Origin of the sequence: Pseudomonas sp. 13B_3.2_Bac1 (assembly GCF_025466205.1) — a bacterium.
GTDB classification, from domain to species: domain Bacteria; phylum Pseudomonadota; class Gammaproteobacteria; order Pseudomonadales; family Pseudomonadaceae; genus Aquipseudomonas; species Aquipseudomonas fluorescens_H.
Genome location: NZ_JANLOG010000137.1, coordinates 1 through 5,677 on the forward strand (window position 1 = coordinate 1; position 5,677 = coordinate 5,677).

6 protein-coding genes are annotated in these 5,677 nt (G+C 62.2%); 4 read left to right on the plus strand and 2 right to left on the minus strand.

Annotated elements, in window-relative coordinates; all coding sequences use genetic code 11:
- Positions 1 to 82: 82 nt before the first annotated feature.
- Together NTD85_RS22275 and NTD85_RS22280 are read left to right on the plus strand one after the other, a co-directional pair.
- Complete coding sequence (locus NTD85_RS22275; protein ID WP_262143233.1) at positions 83 to 1,195, plus strand: succinylglutamate desuccinylase/aspartoacylase family protein; 1,113 nt, start codon at positions 83 to 85, stop codon at positions 1,193 to 1,195.
- Positions 1,196 to 1,370: 175 nt separating this feature from the next.
- Positions 1,371 to 2,087 (plus strand): alpha/beta hydrolase, encoded by a 717-nt coding sequence (locus tag NTD85_RS22280; RefSeq protein WP_262143234.1) that lies wholly within the window; start codon positions 1,371 to 1,373, stop codon positions 2,085 to 2,087.
- 3 nt (positions 2,088 to 2,090) lie between these two features.
- Here NTD85_RS22280 and NTD85_RS22285 read toward each other — a convergent pair whose 3' ends face one another.
- Positions 2,091 to 2,657 carry a hypothetical protein gene (locus NTD85_RS22285; RefSeq protein WP_262143235.1) on the minus strand — a complete coding sequence of 189 codons (567 nt, stop codon included), beginning with the start codon at positions 2,655 to 2,657 and terminating at the stop codon, positions 2,091 to 2,093.
- Positions 2,658 to 2,732: 75 nt separating this feature from the next.
- On the minus strand, positions 2,733 to 3,527 hold the full coding sequence (locus NTD85_RS22290; protein ID WP_262143238.1) for a hypothetical protein: 795 nt from the start codon (positions 3,525 to 3,527) through the stop codon (positions 2,733 to 2,735).
- A gap of 131 nt (positions 3,528 to 3,658) precedes the next feature.
- On the opposite strand from NTD85_RS22290, the gene NTD85_RS22295 reads away from it, so the two are divergent.
- The gene (locus NTD85_RS22295) at positions 3,659 to 4,195 is read left to right on the plus strand and encodes a chalcone isomerase family protein (RefSeq protein WP_262143236.1); all 537 of its coding nucleotides are present in this window, start codon (positions 3,659 to 3,661) and stop codon (positions 4,193 to 4,195) included.
- 144 nt (positions 4,196 to 4,339) lie between these two features.
- On the plus strand, positions 4,340 to 5,659 hold the full coding sequence (locus NTD85_RS22300; protein ID WP_262143237.1) for an Nramp family divalent metal transporter: 1,320 nt from the start codon (positions 4,340 to 4,342) through the stop codon (positions 5,657 to 5,659).
- Positions 5,660 to 5,677 lie beyond the last annotated feature (18 nt).

A 5,677-nucleotide genomic window follows, 5' to 3' on the forward strand; every position in this document is an offset into this window, starting at 1 on the left:
CCCCCCCCCCCCCCCCCCCCCCCCCCCCCCCCCCCCCGCTCCCACAGGGGATTTTCGCCGATTCAATTTTCAGGAGTTACCCATGCAACGCATCGACCATGTTCTGCCCTGGAGCCACTTGGGCAGCGAACGTTCCCTCAGCGTCTTCCGTTACGGCGCGGGCACTCGCAAGGTGTACATCCAGGCCAGTCTGCACGCCGACGAACTGCCGGGCATGCGCACCGCATGGGAACTCAAGCAACGCCTCAACGAGCTGGAACAGCAGGGTCGTGTGCAGGGCGTGATCGAGCTGGTGCCGGTGGCCAATCCGATCGGCCTCGACCAGCACCTGCAGGGCAGCCACATGGGCCGCTTCGAGCTGGGCAGCGGGAAGAATTTCAACCGCTCGTTTGTTGAACTCAGTGCGCCGGTGGCGGCGCGAATCGGCGAGCAGCTGGGCAGCGATGCCGAGGCCAACATCGCCTTGATCCGCCAGACCATGGGCCAGGTGCTCGATGAGTTGCCAGCCCCGGCCTCGCAACTGGAAGCACTGCACCGCTTGCTGCTGCGCCATGCCTGCGACGCCGACATCACTCTTGATCTGCATTGCGATTTTGAAGCGGCGATTCACATCTACGCGCTGCCCCAACACTGGCCGCGCTGGCAATCGCTGGCGGCGCGACTGAAGGCTGGCGTTGCGCTGTTGTGTGAAGACTCCGGTGGCAGTTCGTTCGACGAATCGTGCTCGTCGCCGTGGCTGCGCCTGGCGCGGGCGTTTCCGAGCGCGGCGATTCCTCCGGCTAACCTCGCCACCACCCTGGAACTGGGCAGTATGGGCGACACGCGGGTCGATCAGGCCCAGGCCAATTGCGAAGCGATTCTCGGCTTTCTCGCCGAGCAGGGCTTCATCAGCGGCGAATGGCCGGCGGCACCGAACGATTGCTGTGAAGGCATGCCGTTCGAAGGCACCGAATACCTGTTCGCGCCACACCATGGCGTGGTCAGCTTCCTGCGCAATGCCGGGGAATGGGTCGAGAAGGGCGACGCGCTGTTCGAGGTGGTGGATCCGTTGAATGACCGGCTGACTACCGTGCGCGCCGGCACCAGCGGCGTGCTGTTTGCGATTGATCGCGGGCGTTACACCCAGCCGGGGATCTGGCAGGCCAAGGTGGCGGGGCGCGAGCCGATTCGGGCGGGCAAGCTGATCAACGACTGAATCCAGACCTCACCCACCCCTGTAGGAGCTGCCGAAGGCTGCGATCTTTTGATCTTGCTTTTAAAAGTCAAAGTCAAAAGATCGCAGCCTGCGGCAGCTCCTACAGGTCTGGGTGAGGCAGGTTAAGCCTGTTAGGCTCCACCGACGAACCCGACACTCTGTGAAGGAAGGCTTTATGTTGAAGGCGTTTGCCCTGTTAACCCTCCTGGCGTCCAGCGCCGTCCATGCGCAAACCACGCTGCAAAGCGACTTGCCACTGAAGTACATCGAACAGGTCAACCCGGACGCTGACACCAGGCCACTGGTGATTTTCCTGCACGGCTACGGCAGTAACGAAGCCGATCTGATCGGTATGAAGTTTCAGCTGCCGGCGCAGTACAACTACCTGTCGGTACAGGCGCCGTTGGCGTTGGGCGAAGGGCGTTTCCAGTGGTTTCGCAAGAAAGGCGAAGGTGCCTACAACGGCGAGACCGATGATCTGAAGGCCAGCGGCCAGAAGTTGCGGGATTTTGTCGCGCAGGCGGCGCAGAAATATCACGCCAGCCCGGACAAGGTGTACCTGATCGGCTTCAGCCAGGGCGCGATGATGACCTACGAAGTGGGCTTGCGTCCGCCCGTGGCGGTCGGTGGCATCGCGGCGTTGAGCGGACGGCTGTTGCCGGTATTGAAAACCGAGCTCAAGGCGCAGCAACAACCGTCGCCGCTGAAGATCTTCATCGGCCACGGTACCGCCGATGATCGGGTGCCGTACCGCGACGGCACCGCGGCCAATGCGCTGCTGCAAAAACTCGCCTACACACCCGAGTTTCACGCCTATCCCGGCGTCGGCCACAGCATCAGCGCGGCCGAGTTGCGCGACTTGAATGCCTGGCTGCAGCAGCTCAATCCGTGACGATCACTTGTCCTTGAGGATGGTATTCACCAGCGCATCGTGACCGCTCTTGTCGCTGGCCCGGGAAATCACCTGGACCAGCGCCATGCGCTTGCCGGAGGCGGCGAGCAGGGTGGTGTTGAGTGTCTGGCCGCCGCCCTGAGTGGCGGTACTGTCGACCTGACGCACACCGAGGCCGCTGCTTTTCTGGGTCAGGCTTTTTTCACTGAGCTTATTGAAATCCGGCAGAGCCTTGCGTTGATCATCAATGAAACTCGCCAGGCTGCCATCGAGAAATTCGTTGTCGTTGTCCTTGACGCTGGCGCCACCGGCGATCTGGTTTTCGGCGGCGATGACCACGGTCTTGGTCGCCTGATTGGTGTACATCGTGCCCTTGGCGCCGGTTGGCCCGGCCGGCAGCGGATCGGCGGTGAAGCCTTTGGGCAGGACGAAGGTGAACTTGCCGTCGAGCATCGACACGTTGTTGGTCGAGGCCTTTTCCTTGGGCTTGGCTGCCTGGGCGTTGAGGGCGCCGAAACCGGCGACCGCCGCCAGCAACAGGACGACGGCTTTCTTGCTGAGCAATGACATGTGAATCTCCGAGGGATGGTCGCGCCAGGGCCGCGATGATCCCACGGAGCATGCCTGGCATTCCAGCGCGGTTTGTCAGGCGTTTGCGTCAGCCTTGGGATGGTTGGCCTTTGCCGGGACCTGTCGAGCCAGCAACTTGCGAGTGACGCCGAGCATGGCCACCGACACCGCGACACCGGCGATGAATCCGCAGAGACCCAGGCTTGGCAGGGTCAGCGCCGACACCAGGCAAAACGCCGAAAACGAGTACATGCCGATCGCCGTCGCCCGCAGCAATGCCGCGGTAAACGCTGGGCCGCGGGTCTGCTGCGAGAACACCGCCATCACACTGCCGAGCACCGGGAACACTGCGAGCAGGCCGCTCCAGCGCTCACCCACGGTACTCGCGAGCATCGTCACCAGCAGCGTCAGCGCCGCGCCGGCAATCATGCGCCAGAGCAGTTTGTCCGACTTCGGCGCCGGGCCGTTCAACACCGGTTGCACGTCGGGAAACAGGTGCGGCGCCGCCAACAGGGCAATCGCCGCCGCAGCGATCGAGAACGGCAGCGACGGCGGAATCAGCGACAAAACCAGCGCCAGTCCCGCCCACACCGACAGCGAAACCGTCAGCGCCCACGGCCAGTTCGCCCGCTGCGCCACCTGCGCGTAGGTGATGCAGAACGCGATCATGGCGAACATCGCTGACAGCGCCGCGACCGCCGATTGCGCAGCAAACTGCGGCCCCTGTTCGATGGCGAGGAAAAACAGAATCGGCCCGACCACCACCGGCAACCCCGACAGCCAACCGGCCACGCTCGGCCCCCAGCGCTTGCCGGCGAGGGAAATCAGCAGCAGAAATCCGGGGATCAGCAGTAATTTGAGAATCAGCACGCGGGAGGCCTCGGGGAAGGAAGTGGCCAAGGTAACCGATTGGCGCATTGATCGACAGTTTTTGTATACAAAGTCTGCGGGTGATATCCGCTATGCTCTGAAGATCAGGGTTTACCGGAGTCGATACCGCGATGAGCAAACCATCGAAGTTGCTGCGTGGGTGCTGTGGCATCGGCTTGTGGGCGTTGTTACTCACGCCGACCTGGGCCAATTGGCAGGACGCCGTGCCCGGCGCGCAAATCATCGGCACCGGGGATTTCAGTGTGTTCGGTTTCGACGTCTACAACGCTCGGTTGTGGAGCGCGGCACGCCCGTTGTCGACCGAACAACCCTTCGCTCTGGAGCTGATCTACCGGCGCAAGATCTCGCGCGATGATCTGGTACAGGCCAGCGTCGATGAAATCAAACGGCTGGCCGGCTCGGGAGTCAGTCCGGCACAACTGGCCGCGTGGCAAGGGCAAATGCAGCAATCGTTCGTCGATGTGCAGGCTGGCACGCGGATTACAGGCGTGTATCTGCCAGGGCAGGGCGCACGGTTTTTTGTCGGTCAGCAGTTGCAGCATGAAATCGATGATCCGCAGTTTGCCCGGGCGTTTTTCGATATCTGGCTGGATCCGCGTACCCGTAACCCCGAGTTGCGTCAGCAGTTACTGGGTGTGAGTCGTTAAGATCAAAAGATCGCAGCCTCCGGCAGCTCCTACAGTGCAACGCATTCCAATGTAGGAGCTGCCGAAGGCTGCGATCTTTTGCTCTTCAAGGGTTCAACTGAAACGTCTAAGCTGCGACTTTCCGACTTGTTTCTGGATGTGTGCGTGAAATTCAGCTTACCCAAAATTGCCACTGCGCCGTTCTGCCCGCCGGAAGTGGCCGGCAGTGTGGAAGTCGATCCCCGCGCCTCGTTTTTCAAACGTGCGCTGCGTTTTGCCGGGCCCGGATTGCTGGTGTCGATCGGCTACATGGACCCGGGCAACTGGGCGACGGCCATCGAGGCCGGTTCGCGTTTTGGTTACAGTTTGCTGTTTGTGGTGCTGCTGGCGAGTCTGGCGGGGATGGTCGTGCAGTGCTTGTGTTCGCGCCTGGGGATTGCCACCGGTCGCGATCTGGCGCAGCTGTCCCGCGAGCGCTACAGCACGCCGGCCGCACGCCTGCAATGGGTGCTGGCGGAAATCTCGATCATCGCCACCGATCTGGCCGAAGTGCTCGGTTGCGCCCTGGCATTCCACTTGTTGCTCGGCTGTTCGCTGACCTTCGGCATCGCCCTGACGGCCTTCGACACGCTGCTGGTACTGGCCCTGCAGAACCGTGGCTTCCGTCGGCTGGAGGCGATCATGCTGGTGCTGGTGGCGACCATCGGCGTGTGTTTCTTCGTTGAACTGGTACTGATCAAACCCTACTGGCCAGACGTGTTCGCTGGCTTCAAACCGTCGCTTTCGGCGATCAGCGATGCCGCGCCGCTGTATCTGGCGATCGGCATCCTCGGCGCCACGGTGATGCCGCACAACCTCTACCTGCACACCTCGATCGTGCAGACGCGGATGATCGGCCAGGACCTGGCGAGCAAGCAGGACGCGGTGAACCTGGCACGCATCGACACCATCGGTTCACTGGCGCTGGCGTTGCTGGTCAACGCGGCGATTCTGATTCTGGCGGCGGCTGCGTTTCACCAGTCCGGGCATACCGATGTGGTCGACATTCAGGACGCCTACCACCTGCTCGACCCGCTGGTCGGTGGCGCGCTGGCCAGTGTGCTGTTCGGCGTCGCATTGCTGGCGTCGGGACAGAGCTCGACGTTCACCGGGACCATCGCCGGACAGGTGATCATGGAGGGTTATCTGAACCTGCGGATTCCCTGCTGGCAGCGGCGTTTGATCACTCGCGGACTGGCACTGATCCCGGCGTTCATCGGCGTGTGGCTGATGGGGGATAACGCGGTGGGCAAGTTGCTGGTGTTGAGTCAGGTGGTGCTCAGCCTGCAACTGCCATTTGCGCTGTACCCGCTGATTCGCATGACCAGCGACAACCAGCTGATGGGGCCGTTTGTGAATAGACTGCCGACTCGGGTGCTGGCGTGGGGCTTGTTTGCGGTGATCAGTGGGGCGAATGCCTGGTTGATTTTGCAGATGGCGGTGTGAGTCTGGTTTTTCTGTAGC

Excerpts from the sequence above, each read along its gene's own strand:
- NTD85_RS22285 (WP_262143235.1), bottom strand. The coding sequence starts at position 2,657 with ATGTCATTGCTCAGCAAGAAAGCCGTCGTCCTGTTGCTGGCGGCGGTC.
- NTD85_RS22280 (WP_262143234.1), top strand. The coding sequence starts at position 1,371 with ATGTTGAAGGCGTTTGCCCTGTTAACCCTCCTGGCGTCCAGCGCCGTC.
- NTD85_RS22275 (WP_262143233.1), top strand. The coding sequence starts at position 83 with ATGCAACGCATCGACCATGTTCTGCCCTGGAGCCACTTGGGCAGCGAA.
- NTD85_RS22295 (WP_262143236.1), top strand. The coding sequence starts at position 3,659 with ATGAGCAAACCATCGAAGTTGCTGCGTGGGTGCTGTGGCATCGGCTTG.